The sequence below is a fragment of the Natronorubrum halophilum genome (assembly GCF_003670115.1).
In the GTDB taxonomy this organism is placed as follows: Archaea; Halobacteriota; Halobacteria; order Halobacteriales; family Natrialbaceae; genus Natronorubrum; species Natronorubrum halophilum.
Map to the genome: position 1 here is coordinate 299,850 of NZ_QQTY01000002.1, position 17,213 is coordinate 317,062.

The 17,213-nt window shown below is 60.2% G+C and carries 14 protein-coding genes and 1 tRNA gene; 7 read left to right on the plus strand and 8 right to left on the minus strand.

Annotated features, from left to right (window positions below; translation table 11 throughout):
- The first annotated feature begins 62 nt into the window (after window positions 1-62).
- From DWB23_RS07605 to DWB23_RS07635, 7 genes are all read left to right on the plus strand, one after another.
- Window positions 63-137: transfer RNA gene (locus DWB23_RS07605), tRNA-Met, on the plus strand.
- A 268-nt stretch (window positions 138-405) separates the two neighbouring features.
- Window positions 406-2,295: an ABC transporter substrate-binding protein gene (locus tag DWB23_RS07610; protein ID WP_121742223.1), complete on the plus strand. Its 1,890-nt coding sequence runs from the start codon at window positions 406-408 to the stop codon at window positions 2,293-2,295.
- Between the two features lie 53 nt (window positions 2,296-2,348).
- Window positions 2,349-3,416 carry an ABC transporter permease gene (locus tag DWB23_RS07615; protein ID WP_121742224.1) on the plus strand — a complete coding sequence of 356 codons (1,068 nt, stop codon included), beginning with the start codon at window positions 2,349-2,351 and terminating at the stop codon, window positions 3,414-3,416.
- Window positions 3,413-4,627: an ABC transporter permease gene (locus DWB23_RS07620; protein ID WP_121742225.1), complete on the plus strand. Its 1,215-nt coding sequence runs from the start codon at window positions 3,413-3,415 to the stop codon at window positions 4,625-4,627. The genes DWB23_RS07615 and DWB23_RS07620 overlap by 4 nt, the downstream gene beginning before the upstream one ends.
- On the plus strand, window positions 4,624-5,736 hold the full coding sequence (locus tag DWB23_RS07625) for an ABC transporter ATP-binding protein (RefSeq protein WP_121742226.1): 1,113 nt from the start codon (window positions 4,624-4,626) through the stop codon (window positions 5,734-5,736). The genes DWB23_RS07620 and DWB23_RS07625 overlap by 4 nt, the downstream gene beginning before the upstream one ends.
- A complete protein-coding gene (locus tag DWB23_RS07630; RefSeq protein ID WP_121742227.1) occupies window positions 5,733-7,058 on the plus strand; it encodes an ABC transporter ATP-binding protein in 1,326 nt (441 codons plus the stop codon). Before DWB23_RS07625 ends, DWB23_RS07630 begins: the two co-directional genes overlap by 4 nt.
- The gene (locus DWB23_RS07635) at window positions 7,058-7,654 is read left to right on the plus strand and encodes a hypothetical protein (protein ID WP_162989769.1); all 597 of its coding nucleotides are present in this window, start codon (window positions 7,058-7,060) and stop codon (window positions 7,652-7,654) included. The genes DWB23_RS07630 and DWB23_RS07635 overlap by 1 nt, the downstream gene beginning before the upstream one ends.
- 131 nt (window positions 7,655-7,785) lie before the next feature.
- Here DWB23_RS07635 and DWB23_RS07640 read toward each other — a convergent pair whose 3' ends face one another.
- The 8 genes from DWB23_RS07640 to hpt all read right to left on the minus strand — a co-directional run bounded on the left by DWB23_RS07640 (window position 7,786) and on the right by hpt (window position 17,163).
- Entirely contained in the window at window positions 7,786-8,307 is a 522-nt protein-coding gene (locus tag DWB23_RS07640) for a DUF7529 family protein (RefSeq protein ID WP_121742229.1), read from the minus strand.
- A gap of 60 nt (window positions 8,308-8,367) precedes the next feature.
- The gene (locus DWB23_RS07645; protein ID WP_162989770.1) at window positions 8,368-8,808 is read right to left on the minus strand and encodes a DUF7555 family protein; all 441 of its coding nucleotides are present in this window, start codon (window positions 8,806-8,808) and stop codon (window positions 8,368-8,370) included.
- Window positions 8,809-8,810: 2 nt separating this feature from the next.
- Complete coding sequence (locus tag DWB23_RS07650) at window positions 8,811-10,151, minus strand: ABC transporter ATP-binding protein (protein WP_121742231.1); 1,341 nt, start codon at window positions 10,149-10,151, stop codon at window positions 8,811-8,813.
- Window positions 10,148-11,485, minus strand: coding sequence for an ABC transporter ATP-binding protein (locus DWB23_RS07655; protein ID WP_121742232.1), 1,338 nt, complete (start codon window positions 11,483-11,485; stop codon window positions 10,148-10,150). The genes DWB23_RS07650 and DWB23_RS07655 overlap by 4 nt, the downstream gene beginning before the upstream one ends.
- On the minus strand, window positions 11,485-13,233 hold the full coding sequence (locus DWB23_RS07660; protein WP_121742233.1) for an ABC transporter permease: 1,749 nt from the start codon (window positions 13,231-13,233) through the stop codon (window positions 11,485-11,487). The genes DWB23_RS07655 and DWB23_RS07660 overlap by 1 nt, the downstream gene beginning before the upstream one ends.
- Window positions 13,230-14,258, minus strand: a complete 1,029-nt coding sequence (locus tag DWB23_RS07665; protein WP_121742234.1) for an ABC transporter permease — start codon at window positions 14,256-14,258, stop codon at window positions 13,230-13,232. The genes DWB23_RS07660 and DWB23_RS07665 overlap by 4 nt, the downstream gene beginning before the upstream one ends.
- A 141-nt stretch (window positions 14,259-14,399) precedes the next feature.
- A complete protein-coding gene (locus DWB23_RS07670; protein WP_121742235.1) occupies window positions 14,400-16,172 on the minus strand; it encodes an ABC transporter substrate-binding protein in 1,773 nt (590 codons plus the stop codon).
- 421 nt (window positions 16,173-16,593) lie between these two features.
- A complete protein-coding gene (hpt, locus tag DWB23_RS07675) occupies window positions 16,594-17,163 on the minus strand; it encodes a hypoxanthine/guanine phosphoribosyltransferase (RefSeq protein ID WP_121742236.1) in 570 nt (189 codons plus the stop codon).
- Window positions 17,164-17,213 lie beyond the last annotated feature (50 nt).

Below are 17,213 nucleotides of genomic sequence, written 5' to 3' on the forward strand. Positions count from 1 at the left end.
AGAAACCCGCATACGGCTCCCGAATCACAACCCTTAACTAGGGTACTCGGTTATGATGTGATAGCGGGATGGGATAGCCAGGAGATTCCGGCGGGCTCATAACCCGCAGACCGGTAGTTCAAATCTACCTCCCGCTATTTTCAGACGAACAATAACTTCGAGCGTAGTCGTTCGACACAGCGAAGCTGTTTTGTGATGACGAAAGACACTGTGCGTCTTTCGACCTACAAGGAGTTTCGTGAGCCTCGAAAATTGTTTAGCGGAATTTGAAGTAGACCGCGAGCGAGCGAAGTGCGGTGTAGTTTAAATGACTCTTTCGACGCGGACAATACTGAGGGGCGAAGTGACGAGCACCTGGCAGTATCTACCGGTACCTATAAATGTTGAAAAACATGAGTGTATTCCATGCCAACGGATCTCACATCGAATACTCGTGCGAAACTCCGAGCGACGAGTTCCCGTCGACGCGTCCTCCAGACGATGGGTGTCGGTGCCGCTGCCGGTCTTGCCGGCTGTTTTGGCGACAGTTCGGACGAGGACATAGACGTACCCGACGTGGAACTGTACGGTCCGGGCGGCGACCGGATCGAACTGACCATATTTTTCGAGCAAGGGAGCGACACTCACCAGGATATCGCGTCCCAGATCAAGAGCGACCTCGAGTACATCGGGGTCGAACTGGACCTCCAAGGCGAGACGCAACTCATCGGTGACCACTTCAGTTCGGAGCCGTTGCCCGACGAGGACCCGGACGACTTCGAGTACTCGCCGGGCCTGTTCAACGCCGGGCCGCCGGACCGAACGCGGACGGTCTCCGACTGGGATCTGCTCTACGGCATCGCCGCGAACTCGTATCCGCGAACCCCGGGGAACACGGACACGTTCTGGCTGAAAAACTCGGGAACGAACGCTTACGGCTACGTTCCGGAGGTGGACATGGCAGGACTGTACGAGGACTTCCGAAACGCGGAGACCCAAGCGGAGAAACAGCAGTTCTTGAATCAGATCATGGGTGCGCTTACGGACGAACTCCCGGCGAATTTCATCTCTCAATCGCTTCGGTTCTGGGGCTTCGACGAGAACATCAACACCGAGGACGAGTTCAACCTGTACGGCTACGTGCCCGATCACATCAACCGGTATCGCGATGAGCAGACCGTCGGCGGCGACTACACCTGGCTCACGGGTAACCAGTTCAACGAGGCTTACCTGCCAGAACAGGAAGACAACAACTCGAGCTACCGGACCGGTCTCATCAGCGACGTTTCGTACACGATCGATACGAACGACGAGGTGTATCCGCTGTTCATGGACATCGAGGATAGCGGTGACGGTGCGGTGTGGGTCTGTACCCTCCGCGATAACCTCGAGTTCGGAACCGATGCCGACGGGAACGGCTACGGACAGATGACCGCGGAGGACTGGGTCTACCAGATCGAGTATATTCACGGCGTCGCCGACGATGCGAGCGACGCGTGGAACGAGGAACTTCCACCCGGACAGCCCGGAGACTGGACGGACGTCGAGAACGTCGAACGGACCGGCCCCCTCGAGTTCCAACTCGAACTCGTCGAACCGGATCCGCTGTTCCCGCTCCGACCGGTCATCTGGGGCGAGTACTGTTATCCGATGGAACTCTACGAACAGTACGCGCCCGACGCGGAGGCGCTCCGCCAGTCGACGGAAGTCCAGGAGTTCACCTGGACCGGGAACCTCGGCGCGTACACGTTCGAGGAGCGGACGGCGGGCCAGAGCGGCTCGTTCACCGCCGTTCGCAACGACGACTACTACCTTCGCGACCACACCGACGACAGCAACGTCCGGGTGATGGACGACGCGTGGGCGGACGCGCCGTACTTCGATCAGTTCCGGTTCGATACCGAGTCCGAGCAGCCGACCCGGGTCGAACGGTTCCGGAACGGGGAAGCGGACCGGATGGAACTCCCGAGCGAGAACATCCAGGAGTTCGAGGAAGCCGTCGACGAGATTCGGGTCGAAGACCAACAGGACCCCTACATTAGCTTCCTCTTTTTCAACCAGCGGGCTAACGGGAGCATCCTCACTCGAGAACGGGACGGTCGGGAGGCCATCGCTCGAGTGGTCGACAAGGAGACGATCACCCAGGAGATCCAGCGCGGCCGGGCGGACCCCGCAGTCACGTTCCAGCCGACGTGGTCCGATTGGTACGACGAGTCCGCGGTCACCGTCTACGGCATCGATATCACCGAAGACGATATCGTTGCGGCTCGTGACGTCCTTCGCGATAACGATAATTTCACGGTCGAAGAAGTCTGATCGGTGACCGGATATCAAAGATATCCACGGACTTACGCACACATATTGTTTCCATGAAATGGTATCTCATTCGACGGACGCTCTGGGCCGGGTTCGCGTCGTTCATCATCCTCACGATAACGTTCGTGTTGATGGATCAGGTTCCGAATCAACAGATAATGCAGGCTGAGTTCCAGGCGGCAGTCGACGGGGTCGACGCTGACACCGCCGTCCAGGCCGCGAAGGAACGCCGGGGGCTGGATCGGCCGTTCCACGAGCGCTACTTCGACTTCCTGACGAACGTCTTTCAGGGTGATTGGGGCTGGTCGTACGAGTACAGCCAGCCCGTTGTCGAGGTCGTCCGCCAGACGGTTCCGTACTCGTTGATGTACGGCGTCCCCGCGATCGTCCTCTCGACGGTCATCGGAACCGCTATCGGCCTCTACTCGGCGGTCAACCAGTACACGAAGAAGGATTACGCGGCGACGTTCGTCGCGTTCTTCGGCATCAGCATTCCGAACTTCTGGTTCGGAATCGTGTTGCTCGTCATTTTCGGCTCGTTCCTCGGTTGGGTCGATATCGGCTGGAACCACGCGCTACCGAAGGCCGCTGACGGAAGCTGGACGCTACTCGAGATGGCCGACGATAGCCATCCGGCGTTCTACCGGCAAGAATTCGAGGGTGAACGATACGTCGGGATACTCAGTCCCGAGAATATCAAACAGCTCATCCTGCCGACCTTCGTGTTGATGACCGGCGCGATCGCTTCGGTCATGCGCTATGCGCGCGCCGAAGCCCTGGAGTACGTCGACGCGGATTTCGTCAAGACCGCGAAATCGAAGGGCGTCAGCGGTCGAACGATCGTCGTCAAACACATTTTCCGACCGGCGTCGATCCCGCTGATGACGATTATGGTCGGGCGAATTCTCGGGCTGGTGTTGTTCGGCTCGTACCTGATAGAGGTGGTATTCGGCATTCCCGGCATCGGACTGGCATCGTACGAGGCCATCATCAGACAGGACACCGATCTGGTCGCGATCACGATCCTCTTGCCGACGTTCCTCGCGATTATCGGTAATCTCGTAGAGGACATCATGTACGCGGTTCTCGATCCACGAATCGAGTACGGTGATCGGTCATGAGCAACGAGACGACGGATACGGACGGTGCAAGCGCGACGTTCGAGCGAGTCGACTGGGAGGAAATAGACCGCGCTGACGCGTCGCGATCGAAAAAGCAGACCGTCTGGTTCGGCGTCGTGAGCGTGTGGACGGTCGGCGTCCTGTACGACCTGTATTCGCGGTTCGTCGCCGAGACAGGACCCGCGGAGTTTCCGGTTCTCGAGACGGTGGCGGCAGTCGACTGGCTGTGGTCGATGACCCTCCTGCTCTTGTTCTACTACGGTGTCGTTCCGCTCTACGAGAACAAGCGGATGACGAAGTACTACTGGAAGGAGTTCAAAAAGAACACGGCAGCGGTTATCAGCGGGCTGTTCCTGATCGTGATATTTCTGGTCGGCGTGATCGGTTCTCGAATCCTTCCGGCTCCGGAACCGAATCCGGGTCTAGAAAACCAGCCACCGGTCTGGGGCTCCATCGAAGCGTACATCACCGGCACCGACTGTCCCGGCGGTACGACCGTGGAGGGCGGTGTGACGATGTGTCAGGGGAGCTGGCAGCACCCGCTCGGAACGACGTCCTCCGGCGAGGACATCCTCCTGGCGAGTATTCATGGCATGGAAGTGAGCATGCAGGTCGGACTCATCGCGACGATGATGAGTATCTCGATCGCGGCAGCGGTCGGCCTGACAGCCGCCTACTACGGCGGAATCGTCGACGAGGTGTTGATGCGCTACGTCGACATTCAGATGACGTTCCCGACGTTCTTCCTGTTCCTGTTGCTCGCGTACACGTTCAGCGGGAGCCTGTTCGTGCTGATTCTCATCTTCGGCCTGTTCGGGTGGGGATCGTCCGCCCGAATCATGCGATCCGAAGCGCTTCAGCGCCGTGAAGAACCCTATATGAAGGCGGCGAAGAACTCCGGTGCCTCGAGCTTCTGGACGATCCGCCGACACCTCCTGCCGAACGTCTCGAACAGTCTCATCACTGCGGCATCGCTTACGATACCGACGATTATCCTCGCCGAAGCGGCGATCGCGTTCCTCGGACTCGGAGATCCGACGGTTCCGTCCTGGGGCCGATTGATCGCCGGCGGTCGCAACCAACTGAAGAACGCGTGGTGGATCTCGACGATCCCGGGCGTCTTCCTGTTTTTCACCATCCTCGCGTTCAATTTCCTCGGTGACGCGCTTCGGGATGCGCTCGACCCGAGACACGGGGGGAGCGGAGAATGAGTATACGAAAAGACAGCACGACCGACGACGAACGCGCATCGGATGGCCGAACCGAGCAACCGCTTCTGGAGGTTTCGAACCTCCACACGTACTTCCACACGGACGACGGGGACGTCAAAGCAGTCGACGGCGTCTCGCTGACAGTCGAACCCGGCGAAACCGTCGCCATCGTCGGCGAGAGCGGTTCGGGGAAGACGGTCACCAGCGAAGCGATCACGCGGCTGTTCAAATCCCCGCCGGGCTATATTCCCGAGGGATCGATCACGATCAACGGCCAGGAGATCACGGAGATGTCCGACGCCGAACTCCGTCGCGTCCGGGGTGGAACGGTGAGTCATATCTTCCAGAACCCGCAGGGAGCGCTTAACCCGGTGTATACGGTCGGTTGGCAGATCCGCGAAGCGATCCAACTCCACGCGGACGTCTCCAAAGACGAGGCCCGAGAGCGCGCCGTCAAGCTACTCACTCGAGTCGGAATTCCCGAAGCCAGTTCCAGACTCGACGACTACCCACACGAGTTCTCCGGGGGGATGAAACAGCGCGTGCTCATCGCCATCGCGCTGGCGTGCGAACCGGAGCTGTTGATCGCCGACGAGCCGACGACGGCCCTCGACGTGACGATACAGGCACAGATCCTGGAACTACTCAAGGAACTACAGGCACAACGGAACATGGGGATGCTGTTCATCACCCACGATCTGGGAGTCGTCGCCGAGATCGCCGATCGGGTGGTGGTGATGTACGCCGGAAAGGTCATGGAGCGGGGACCGGTACTGGAGATCTTCGAGTCTCCTGCGCATCCGTACACCCGGGCGCTTCTCGACTGTCTTCCCGGTCGAGGCGGGATGGGTGGCATCCCCGGTAACCTGCCCGATCCCCGGTCACCGCCATCCGGCTGTCGGTTCGCCGACCGCTGTCCGCACGACGTTGCCGACTGTCGAAACGATGGCCAGCCGCCGATGCATCAGGTCGGGAACGCCGCGGAGCACACGACATCCTGCGTCCATTTCGAACCGGGACGGGATCCGAACACCGTGTTGGGTACCGATCTTGACGCTTCTGAGCGGACAGAACCGTCCGACGGCGTGGACGGAGGTGATCGACGATGAGTCGAACCGACGAACCGCTGTTACGAGTCACCGACCTGAAAAAGCACTACCCCATCACAGAAGGATTACTGAACACCGAAGTCGGGCGCGCCCGCGCAGTCGACGGTATCAGTTTCGAACTCGAGCGCGGCGAGACGTTCGGGATCGTCGGCGAATCCGGCTGCGGGAAGTCCACCGCCGCATCGTCGATGATCCGCCTCGACGAACCGACGGACGGCGAGATCATCTTCGACGGTGAGAACATCCTCGAGTACGACGCGGCGGAGCTCCGGCAGTTCCGCAGGGAAGTGCAGCTGATCTTTCAGGATCCCGACTCGAGCTTCGACCCCCGGATGAGTATCGGCGATTCCGTCGCGGAACCCCTCACGGTTCAGGGGATGACCGACCGCGACCGACGCAGAGCGATCGTCGGCGACCTCCTCGAGCGGGTCGGTCTTTCGGCGGCGGACATGAAACGCTACCCACACGAGTTCTCCGGGGGACAAAAACAACGGATCGGGCTGGCTCGAGCGCTCACGGTAAATCCCGAATTACTCGTTGCCGATGAGCCCGTCTCCGCACTCGACGTCTCCGTCCAGTCGGAAATCCTTCGCCTTATTGACGAGTTTCAGGAGGATCTGGGGCTCTCGGTGATTATTATCAGCCACGATCTCGACGTCGTCCGCGAGGTGTGTGACCGCGTCGCGGTGATGTACCTGGGTGAGTTCGTGGAAGTCGGTCCGACGGAGGAACTGTTCTCGAACCCACAACACCCCTACACACGAGCGCTGCTATCGGCCATTCCGACGCCCGACCCCACCGATCGGGGACTCGGCGTCGAACTCAAAGGCGATGTTCCAGACCCGTCAGCGCCCCCGACTGGCTGCCGATTCCACACGCGCTGTCCGGAGGTCATCCCCCCAGACGGGATCGATCTCCCGCAGGATACGTGGCGACGCCTCCTCCAGTTCCGAAAACAGGTCGAAAGCGAGTCGATCGATCTCGAGAGCATCGTCGAGATCGGCGTCATGGAATCCGACGATCACTACGAGGAACTCGACGAGCCGACCCCCGACGCGGTCGCCGCGGACGACCTCAAACGGTGGATCCGATCCGAGTACGAGATCCCCGCTCCGCTGGGCGATTCACACGCCGAAGCGACGCTCGAGGACGCACTCGATGCGGAGTACGAACGCGCGAAAGAACGACTTGCGGACGAGTTCACAACCGTCTGTGAGATCGAGAACCCGGAACTCGAGGGGTGTGGAACCGGACAGGTGGCTGCGTGCCATCTCAACGGTGATACGCAGGAAAGATACGACGAGATTCGATTGACCGAGTGATGTCGACGTCGTCGGGATCTGGTCTTCCGATCAGCTGCCAACCAGCGATTCACCTCGCGTTCAGTGCCGGAAGGAGGGAAATTTCCGGCCGTCTCACACCGATAACTGTCCGCCAGCGTCTCGGTGGACTGCCGCGGTGGTTTTTTGATCCTGACGAAGTAGATGATCGCATGGGCCAAGGCGCCGACGGGGGGAGTGAGACGGCGAAACGGCCGGCACAGTTCGGACGGGAGCGGCTGTCGTCTGTCGGAGACCGACGGGAAAGACAGGAGTTCGAGCGAGCGTCCGGGCCGTCTCGAAACCGACAGATACCGCTCAAGGCACCTGCGGAACAGTCCGTCGAAACCGGGGATGGGTCCGTCGCCGAGTTTTCGACTGATGACTCCAATCCGCCGTGGCTGATTACGAAAATCGGGCAGTTGGGCGTCTACTTGGCCGTTTCCGCAGTTGTGCTTACCGTCGGTGCCCTCGTGACCGCTTTACTGGGACTGGGTGTGTTCGCGAATATCGTATTGGTACTCTCGCTGTTTCTGGTGACAATTGCGATGGTTCTCGGAACGGTCTACCAAGTGTCGATCGGTGGGCTGCCATCGTGAACAAAAACCGAACTGTTGTTAGACCGTGTGGATCAACAGTTTAGTCGAGAGATACGACGGTCGGTATCGAATTACGGCCGAAAATCAGCGTTCACACGGCTGGATACTCGACGTTGATGGGAAACTCGTAGTTACGATTTCGGTCTGGAAACCAGCGGTGCGTACTCCTCGTGTCTGAACGACCCGAGGATTGTCCCGTCGATCGTTTTGACGTGCGTGTACAGCGCCCCCTCATCCTCTGCAGATTTGATCATTCCGTCCGCGCGCGCCATATCGTACCGACTGGCGATCAGAATCGACCGATCGGTCTCAGCGTCGAGCAACTCAGTCACCACGTACATAAACCCGTCAATCGCGCTGCCGTACGCCAGATACTCGGTGAACTCGTCGCTGTCGAAGACGTTCGTAAATTGGTCGGCGTAATTGTTCGGAACGACGTGGATGAGACCGAACGTATCGTCCTCGCCCATGTCGCGGCTCACGGTGTCGGTGTGTGCAGCCATGATGGTGACGACCTCCCACCCGTCATCACGGCGTTGCTCGGCGATCGCGTCCATATCGTCGAGCGTCTGTTTCCAGGCTGCCGTCTGGGCTCCGCCGGGATCACGCCGTCGCTGGGTTCGTGAATCGTCGGCGTTGATGTTATCGTTCATGGATCAGTGTGTGGTCAGGAGGTGGTTAACTCTTTTCCGAACGCCACGGATTTCCGTCGATCAGGCGATGCCAACGGCCGTCTCCAGCAAAAACGACACCAGCAAGATCAGGAGGCTACCGAGCAGTAGTTTTCCCGGCGCCGTCATCCGGTGTTCGGGTGTCGGTGCCCGAACCCATCGAGCAGGGGGGAGAGCTCGGACGAGTCGCTGAAACCGCGTCGATGGCTCGCGATCGGATATCGAATCGCTGACTCGTCTCCGCGACGTCGGTTCGACATCCTCTGGAGAGGTTGGCCAGAGTCGGACCGTCGTGTAGGCCAGGAGTATCCAACCGACGACGAACAAAAACACGTTTCCGCGGACCGCACCGCCGCCGGTCGCAATTCCGGCGACCATCGCCACGACCGTCACGAGTACCGCGATAGCGAGCGCGTACGTGAGCGCATCCACCCAGATCCGCACAAGTCGCCGCAGTTGATCTTTCGAATCGGACGACGGCATCGTTATCCGTGGCGTCGTTCGAGAACGTTCTCGAGGGACTGGTGCTCCGCAGCGTGACGGTGACAGTAACTCTGGTGCCCGCTGTCCGACGTGGTGTGATACGTCGGCGACTCGCTCTCACAGACGCTACCGAACTCCTCGTGGTATATCGCGAGCGCTTCGCCCTCGTCGTGGTTGCGGACGTGCGTTGCGATTTCGTCCAGTACGGACTGGACCTTCGATGGCACGTCCAGATCGCCGAACAGTTCGTCGTACGTCTCTTCGACCGTCCCGAAGCGGGTATCCTTCCCGACTGCGGCCCGGATACGTTCGCGAACCGACAGCTCCGCGCGCTGGCGTTCGTCTAGCGTATTCTTGAGTGTATTCAGCCTCGACCATAGTTCGTCGTCGAGGTCTCGGTACTCCACCGGTCGAATCCGGGCCGGACAGCGCGTACTGAACGGACAGCCCGAAGGCGGATATCGCGGGTTCGGCGGCGTTCCGTGAAGCGTGATCCGATCTCGCTTACTCGTCGGATCCGGCTCTGGAATCGCCGACAGGAGGGCGTGTGTGTACGGGTTCGCCGGATCGGTGAACAGTTCCTCGGCCGGTCCGATCTCCATGATGTTTCCGAGATACATCACCGCAACCCGGTCGCAAATATGTCGAACCACAGATAGATCGTGGGCGATGAACAGATACGTCAGGCCGAACTCCTCTTGTAAGTCCTCGAGGAGATTGATGATCTCGGCTTGAACGGAGACGTCGAGTGCTGAGACCGGCTCGTCGAGCACGACGAAGTCCGGTTCGAGCGCCAGTGTGCGGGCGATACTGATTCGCTGGCGCTGTCCGCCGGAGAACTGGTGTGGATAGCGATAGTAGTGTTCTCGCTGAAGGCCGACGGTATCGAGCAGTTCCTTTACCCGCTTGCGGCGGGCGCGGTCGCTTTCCCAGTCGTGGACGTCCAGCGGTTCACGGATGATCTCGCCGACAGTCATCCGGTCGTTGAGACTCGAGTCGGGATCCTGGAACACCATCTGCGCGTTTCGACGCCACTCGTGGAGTTCCCCGCCGGCAAGATCAGTAATGTCGACGCCGTCGAACAGGACGCTTCCGGCGGTCGATTCTTCGAGTTGGAGAAGCGTTCGTCCCAGCGTCGTTTTGCCACAGCCGGATTCGCCGACTAGACCGAGCGTCTCACCGCGCCGGATGTCGAAGGAGACGCCGTCGACGGCTTTGACCGGCCTGCCGCCGAACAGCCCGTCGTTACCGTAGTAGGTTTTCAGGTCCTGTACTTCGACCATTACGTCCTCGTCGCCGACAGTCGGTACGTCAGTCTCAGATACGATGGCTTCGTGGCTCATTGAGTATCACCGCCGATTACCCGCTGGTTTCGCCGCCGATGCTGGGCGACCGCTTCGTCGGTCGGGAGCTGTTCGGGACAGAGCAGACAGGCCGCGGTGTGCTCGTCATCGTTCTCGTCGACTGGCACGGAGACGGGGTGAACCGCCTCGCATTCGGCGAACGCCTTCGGACAGCGCGGTGCGAATCGACAGGAGGTCGCCGGTTCGTTCGGCGTCGGGACGTTCCCCTCGATAGTCTGGAGTCGGTCGCCGTCCTGTTTGCCCGGAATTGACTGGAGCAGTCCGCGCGTGTACGGATGCTTCGGATCCGCAAACAGCGCGTTCACGCCGGCCGTCTCGACGACTTCGCCGGCGTACATGACGTTTACTCGGTTACTGATATCCGCGATGACACCCATGTCGTGCGTGATGAACATCATCGAGAGGTCTCGCTTCGCTTGCAGATCCGCGAGCAGGTCGAGAATCTGGGCCTGTATCGTCACGTCGAGGGCCGTCGTCGGCTCGTCACAGATCAACAGCTCCGGATCGCAGGCCAGTGCCATCGCGATCACGGCGCGCTGGCGCATCCCCCCGGAGAACTGGTGGGGGTACTCGGTTACCCGACGGCGCGCGTCCGGAATGCCGACGTCCTCGAGCAGCGTTATCGCCTCCTGTGTCGCTTCGTTGCCTTTCAGTCCCTGGTGTAACCGGAGCGCCTCCTTGATCTGATTACCGACCGTGTAGACCGGGTTGAGGCTCGTCATCGGGTCCTGGAACACCATGGCAATCCGGTTCCCGCGTATGAGCCGCTGTGGCTCCCCACTGAGGCGGGTGATCTCGACGAACCCGCTCGCGATATCGTCCGGCGAGTCGGAGCTGCCCTCGGTGATGAATACGCAGTCGTTCTCGTCAACGATACCGAGTTCCTCGCCGTATCCGGCGGCGACAATGTCTTCGAGCGGCACGTCATCGGCGTCCTCGTATCCGAACGCCGCCGGCCTGACATCGATCGCCGTGCGATCGAACAGTTCGAACGGATCGTACTCGGCCCTGAGCGGCTCGAGGTCGACGGTGCGTCCGGAGAACTTCGCGGCGTATTCGCGGACGGTCTCGAGATGGTTGAACCGGATGCTACTACCGTCGAGAATCCGGCCGGGCGAGTCGATGAGACGCATGATCGATCGGGCGGTAACGCTCTTCCCGGATCCACTCTCGCCGACGATGCCGACGGTCTCTCCGTGGTGGATGTCGAAAGAGATACCGTCGACGGCTCGGATCGTCTCCTTCTCCGTGAAGAAGGCGGTCTGGAGGTTTCGAACGTCGAGGATCGGCTCGGTGGATGGAGCACGCGACATCAGCCACCACCTCCGGATGCCGCAGCACCGGCATCGCCGGTCCCGTTGGTATCGCCGGTCCCGCCGGTATCGGCCTCGGGATCGATCGCATCCCGGATTCCGTCACCCAGTGCGTTGAACGCCGTGACCACGAAGACGATCATCAATCCGGGGATGGTCGCGACGTGCCACGACGACGTGGCGACGAACGATCGGCCGTCGCTGACGAGTCGCCCCCACTCGGGTGTCGGCGGGTCGATACCCAACCCGAGGAACGACAGCGCAGCCGTCGCGATGATTATCCCACCGAGCAGCAGCGAGCCGTAGATCATGATATATCCGGCAAGGTACGGTGCCATGTGTTTTCGCATCGTGTTCATCGGCGTCTGTCCGTAGCTCCTCGCAGCGTCGACCCACTCCTCCTCTGCGACCTGCAACGACGGGCCGCGGATCGTCCGCCACATCCCCGGCCAGTAGACGAACGCGAAGATCAACCCGAGGAGTATCCCGCCGTTGAGTGGCTCTGCGAGCGGGTGATTGCCTTGTTTGAAGATGACCGACAGCATCATCACGAGCAAGAACGCCGGAATCGCGATGATCGTATCGCTCGTTATCACCGTCAGGACGTCGACGAGCCCCTTGTAGTACGCGGTGACCAGCGACATCGTGACCGCGATCAGGCCACCTAGGCCGATGGCGAGCAGCCCGATCACCAGCGACGTCTGTGCGCCGTAAGCGATGTGCGTGAGCAGGTCCTGCCCGCTCGAGGTCGTCCCGAGCGGTGCCCAGCGGTCGTAGTTGTCGTAGCTCATCGGCCCGATGGTGTTCTGTCCGTTGGACTTGCTGTTGAGATTCGCCACCCCCGGCGTGACCGACGCGACCTCGCCGTCGTCGAGGTACTCGACCTCGTACTCGTAGGGCGAGTGGATGTTTTGCTCGGCCGGAACCGGACTGACGGCCGGTGCCCACAGGGCCGTGACGAGGAACATGAGCACGACGATCAGGCCGAACAACCCCCAGTAGTGGCCTCGGAAGCGATTGATGGTGTCGTCACGCGGCGTCCAGTCGGCCTGCCGATAGTGCTCTCGGAAGACGTTGTACCCCTTCCAGGCCCAGACGATCACGGCGAGTGCGTACCCGTAGACGAGCAACACGCGAATCCCCCACGCGACCGCGGGCGAGAGGCCGAGGAACGTTCCCTCCCAGCCGCCGTCGGGCGTCCTGTGACCCTGGTTCTCGATGACCTCGTGACTGGTGAGCGTCGGGATCGACGACAGCGTATTGAACACGCCATCGATCGCGCCGTTGACGATTCCGCCGACCGGCGTGAACGCCAACAGAACCGCGAGACCGGCGAGAACGGCGGTGATGACGACCCGCTCGAGGAAGCGGATGATTCGATCACTCACGCCGACATCGAACCGGTCGGCGGCGGACCAGGAAACGGCTCTGGTGAGGAGAACGGACACCCCGAATAGGATGAGCAGTGAGATCGCGTCACTCACGATGTAGCTGACCAGTGAAACGGTCGCCGCGCCGACCGATCCGCCGATCCAGTTTGGAATCATCCCCACCGTGCTGATCGCGAACTTGATCGCACCCACGAGATTACCAACCCAGCCCGCGTACCGGCCGAACTCGAGGGCGATCAACACGGCCGCACCGATCAGCCAGATCCGTGCCGGATGGGGATTCGCGGCGATGCGTTCGCGGAGTAAGGGCTCTTCGTCTGTCGAATCGGTCGTCTCGAGGGACTCTTTCAAACTCATTGTTCGTACCCCACTCGCGGGTCGATTATCGTGTACAGGAGGTCCTGCAGGATGTTCAGCAAGATGATGATCACCGTGAAGATGAACAGCAACGCTCCCGCGAGCGGCAGGTCTCCCTGTATCGTCGCCAGGAAGAAGATCCGACCGAGACCGTTGATGTTGAAGATCGATTCGACGATGACGGACCCGCCGATCAGCAAGAACGCCTCGTTCGTGATGACGGGGACAAGCGGAATCAGCGCGTTTCTGAAGACGTGTTTCCAGACGATGACGCGGTTCGTCAGCCCCTTCGCTTTGGCCGTCTCGATGTAGTTCGAGTTGATCGTCTCGAGGACGGCCGTCCGTCCGATACGGAGTTCGGCCGCCATCGAGGCCGATCCGAGGACCAGCGCAGGCGGGAGGATGAGTTTGATGTCGCTCGCCAGCATCGACCAGTCGATACCGGCACCCGAGAAGAACGACAGATCGGGCGTTCCCGTGATGCTTCTAATCTCCGGCCCGAACGTGTACCAGTCGAATCCGAGCCAGCCGCCGCCTTTCGTCTGGCGGAGGATGGCGAGGAGGATGATACTCAACCAGAAGTTCGGCATGGCCTGCCAGAGGATTCCGCTCACGGAGGCGACGTAGTCGCCCCCGCTGTTGGGACGCAAGCCGGCGTAGAATCCGAGCGGAATGCCGATAAACAGGGGGAGCAATATCGCCCAGAACCCGAGCCACAGCGTCGGCGGACCCGCAAACGAGAGGATCTCGATTACGTCCATGTCCCCGTAGATGACCCAGGACTGCCCCAGATCGAATGTCAGGAAGTTCGTCACGTAATCGAGATACTGCTCCCAGAGCGGGTCGTTGAGTCCGAGCCGTTCGCGCATTCGCGCTGCATCGGCTCCCGACGCCTCGGGACCGAGCCTCGCGGCGACGGGATCGACCGGACCCATTCGCAACAGGACGAAGATGAACGTCATGACGAAGAAGAGGACCGGTACCGAAAGCAGGAGTCGCTTGAAGAAGTATTTCCAGCGACTCATGGCATATATCTTTCGGTTCGGTAGCTATTTTGCAAACAACGGTTCATACATACACACTCGCCTGACTTTTACACATGTATCTAAATATTTCGATTTTCGCTGTTCCGAGAACGGGGATCGATCATGACGGCTAGAGGGCCGTTAGGACTCGTCCTCCAGGTTCACCTGCCAGTCGAGGTAGTAGCCGTTCGTTTCGCTGGGCATTCGGGAGGTGTCCGTGTTCTTCGGCTCGAAGCCAAAGTGACCGTACGCGACGTCCGGCCAGCTCCAGATCCAGCCCAGCGAGAACATCTCGAGGTCGCCGTCCTCACCGCGGTCCTGAAGCGTCGAGAACTGTATATTTTCAGTGTTTGCGTCCACGCCAAGGCCGGCGAGCTTCTCTCGGAGCAATTCGCCCAGTTCCTGGAACGCCGGGCTGGTCTCGTAGGTGGACACCGTCATCTCGAACGGCTCGTCCTCGGTGAAGCCGGCCTCCTCGAGCACGTCGCCGGCGCTGCCACGGTCGGTCTCGTTGGGACTGTACGGCCACTCGTCGACCCAGTCCTCGTAGCCGTCCTGCCCGGTCGGCCACATCGCCGGCGGCGTGAAGCTGAACGCCTCGGTGCCACGGTTCTGGAGGACGTCGTTGATGAACTCCTCGTGATCCATGACGTACGCGACGGCCTTCCGGACGGGCCGTGGGACGTTGCTTACGTTGAACGCGAAGTAGAACGTTCCGAGTTCGGGAACTGCGAGGTAGCTCGTGGTTTCGCCGTTCTCGAACTCTCCGTAGGTACCGAACTCCCGGCCGCTATCGTCGGTTTCGGCGTCGATGAGAGAGGGGTCGTAGTAGGAGGTCGGAATCTCGAAGAAGTCGGCGTTTTGCTCCATCGCATAGGTGAACTTCGATTCCGGATCCTCGTTGATCTCCCAGTGGACGGATTCGACGCTCGCGACGGTATCGTGGTAGTTGTCGTTGCGGACGATCCGCATCCCCTCGCCGGGGTTCAACTCGTCGTACTCGAAGGGACCGGTCCCGTTGGCCATCTCCGTACGGAACTCGTCGTGGCTGACCTCGCCGTCGTAGCCGTCGATGTCGCCGACGATTCCCTCCGGAACGACGGCGAAGCCGCTGTAGGTGAGGACGTCCAGTACGGCCGGGTTCGGCTCGTTGAGAGTGATCTCGAACGTGAGATCGTCGACGATCTCGATTCCCAGCGAGTCGGGGACGACGCCGCCGTCGCCGTCCGTTTCGTGCTCGATGCCGAGACCGCCCGTCGATGCGGTTATGAAGTTCACTCGTTCGCTGTACTCGGACTCGGCGAGTCGGCGGAACGAGTACTTGACGTCGTCCGCCGTCAGGTCCTGTCCGTCGTGGAACTGGACGCCGTCTTTGAGCGTAAACGTCCACGTCAGACCGTCCTCGGACGTCTCGAAGGACTCGATCAACTGGTTTTCGACCTCCGCGACGCCGGCCGGATAGGTGGTCAGCGTCTCGTAGAGCTGGGCGATGACTTCGCTGGACGCGGTGTCCGTCGACATGATCGGGTCCAGTTCGTCGAACGTAGCGCTGATCAGGTTCAGTTCGGTGTCCCCTTCCACTTCCGTTCGATTGTGCTGTAAGTGGTGACGGCCGAGAGCACCCAGCTTCGGAATATCGACGTAGTCGTACCAGAAGAACTCGCCCTTGCTGTGGTGCGTGGGCATGAGGACCATGTCGTCCCGGACGGCCTCTTCGATCTCGATATACGCTTCGGTACGGGTATCTTCCGCGTCGGGACCCGGGTTGTCGATGATTCGTTCCCAGGCTGCCTGTGCCTTTTCTGCGTGTTCACTCACTTCGAAGTCAGTTTCCTCATCGTCTTCATCGTCGCTGAGGAGGGCTGAACAACCCGCGAGTCCCACCGATGCGCTACCACCGAGAAGAGCAAGCATTCGTCGTCTTGATGGATCTACGTTCTGTCCATTCGGGCTATCGGACATAGCAATGCGTTAATCAGACACATATTATAAACTTATCGGCAACGATCGGGGATTCGCTTAATATATTGTTCCCCACTCTCCGAAAAATTTAGATCCTAAGACAGCCTGGCACATTGATGGACACATAAGCCCCATTATGTGTAATCTCGAACATCAGGGGACGGATTTTTATATAATGGTTAGTAATGTGCATTCTCCGGGGACGAGTATCACATCAATTACCGAGATCGAACGCTCACTACCGTCTCGCGTTGCGAAGGGAAGGAAGTCGAGGAGTAAGGAACGGGACGGATGGTTTCTGTCCCCGCGTCAACGGCTGGACGCCTGTTGCTTTCGACTCCGTGGACTGGAAGCGCAGCCCGTCAGGATCCGGTCAGTCGTCGCCGTTTTCGTCGATAATCACGACCTCGCCGTCGACGACGTCGACGTTGATAAGCGTCTTGACGTCGTAGCCGGCGTCCGCCGCTTTGTTCTCGCCGCCGACTTTCTTGATGACCGCGACCGTGTCGACGACCTCCGCCCCGATTTCGTCGAGCGCCTCGAGGACGGACGCGAGCGTGCCGCCCGTCGAGAGGACGTCGTCGAGCACGAGTACGCGCTCGCCCTCGCGAACGTCGTTGATGTACATCTCGTTCTCCGAGTAGCCGGTTTTCTGGGAGATGGCGACTTCGTCGTCGAGGCCGTACTGGCGCTTTCGGATGACCGTCAGCGGAATGTCGGTCATCAGCGAGACGGCGGTCGAGATGTGAATACCCATCGCCGCGGGAGTCACGATCCGGTCGACTTCCTCGAGCTTTGCCTTTCGAATGATCCGAATGACGATCTCTCGGAGGAGGCCGGGGTCGAGTTTTGGAACTCCGTCGCTGATCGGGTGGACGAAGTAGTGATAGCCGTTTTTCTCGATGATCGGGGCCTCGAGAAGCGACCGCTTCAACTGATCCATGTCGTGGGTCTGGTGGTCTCGGAGTAAAAGTTGACGATCCACTTGCGCGG

Excerpts from the sequence above, each read along its gene's own strand:
- DWB23_RS07630 (WP_121742227.1), top strand. The coding sequence starts at position 5,733 with ATGAGTCGAACCGACGAACCGCTGTTACGAGTCACCGACCTGAAAAAG.
- DWB23_RS07645 (WP_162989770.1), bottom strand. The coding sequence starts at position 8,808 with ATGCCGTCGTCCGATTCGAAAGATCAACTGCGGCGACTTGTGCGGATC.
- DWB23_RS07660 (WP_121742233.1), bottom strand. The coding sequence starts at position 13,233 with ATGAGTTTGAAAGAGTCCCTCGAGACGACCGATTCGACAGACGAAGAG.
- DWB23_RS07655 (WP_121742232.1), bottom strand. The coding sequence starts at position 11,485 with ATGTCGCGTGCTCCATCCACCGAGCCGATCCTCGACGTTCGAAACCTC.
- DWB23_RS07650 (WP_121742231.1), bottom strand. The coding sequence starts at position 10,151 with ATGAGCCACGAAGCCATCGTATCTGAGACTGACGTACCGACTGTCGGC.
- DWB23_RS07615 (WP_121742224.1), top strand. The coding sequence starts at position 2,349 with ATGAAATGGTATCTCATTCGACGGACGCTCTGGGCCGGGTTCGCGTCG.
- DWB23_RS07670 (WP_121742235.1), bottom strand. The coding sequence starts at position 16,172 with ATGCTTGCTCTTCTCGGTGGTAGCGCATCGGTGGGACTCGCGGGTTGT.
- DWB23_RS07640 (WP_121742229.1), bottom strand. The coding sequence starts at position 8,307 with ATGAACGATAACATCAACGCCGACGATTCACGAACCCAGCGACGGCGT.
- DWB23_RS07635 (WP_162989769.1), top strand. The coding sequence starts at position 7,058 with ATGTCGACGTCGTCGGGATCTGGTCTTCCGATCAGCTGCCAACCAGCG.
- DWB23_RS07625 (WP_121742226.1), top strand. The coding sequence starts at position 4,624 with ATGAGTATACGAAAAGACAGCACGACCGACGACGAACGCGCATCGGAT.
- hpt (WP_121742236.1), bottom strand. The coding sequence starts at position 17,163 with ATGGATCAGTTGAAGCGGTCGCTTCTCGAGGCCCCGATCATCGAGAAA.
- DWB23_RS07665 (WP_121742234.1), bottom strand. The coding sequence starts at position 14,258 with ATGAGTCGCTGGAAATACTTCTTCAAGCGACTCCTGCTTTCGGTACCG.
- DWB23_RS07620 (WP_121742225.1), top strand. The coding sequence starts at position 3,413 with ATGAGCAACGAGACGACGGATACGGACGGTGCAAGCGCGACGTTCGAG.
- DWB23_RS07610 (WP_121742223.1), top strand. The coding sequence starts at position 406 with ATGCCAACGGATCTCACATCGAATACTCGTGCGAAACTCCGAGCGACG.